This window comes from Paraburkholderia sp. SIMBA_054 (genome assembly GCF_046534875.1).
Taxonomy (GTDB): domain Bacteria; phylum Pseudomonadota; class Gammaproteobacteria; order Burkholderiales; family Burkholderiaceae; genus Paraburkholderia; species Paraburkholderia hospita.
Map to the genome: position 1 here is coordinate 1 of NZ_JAWRXV010001180.1, position 255 is coordinate 255.

General features: G+C 65.1%; 1 protein-coding gene. It reads right to left on the reverse strand.

All coding sequences use genetic code 11. The annotated features are described in order from the left end of the window. Window positions 1-9: 9 nt before the first annotated feature. Window positions 10-255, reverse strand: a 246-nt coding sequence (locus SB822_RS58855; protein WP_410859343.1) for a recombinase family protein, incomplete at its 5' end; no start/stop codon positions are given.

Consider the following 255-nt stretch of genomic DNA (forward strand, 5'->3'; position numbering starts at 1 on the left):
TGCTCGACATTAATCAAGGATCAAGGTGTCGGTGATTGCGCAGATCTCGAGCAGCCGGTGCCAGTCGGTGGAGTTGCGCGCCAGGCGCGATACTTCCAGTCCAAGCACGATGCCGGCGTGACCCACGCCGACTTCGGCGACCAGGCGCTGGAAGCCTTCGCGGTCCGCCGATGACGCGCCGGACTGGCCGAGGTCGCTATCGATCACAATAATGCGGTCCTCGGACCACCCCAGGGCGACCGCCCGTTGGCGCAG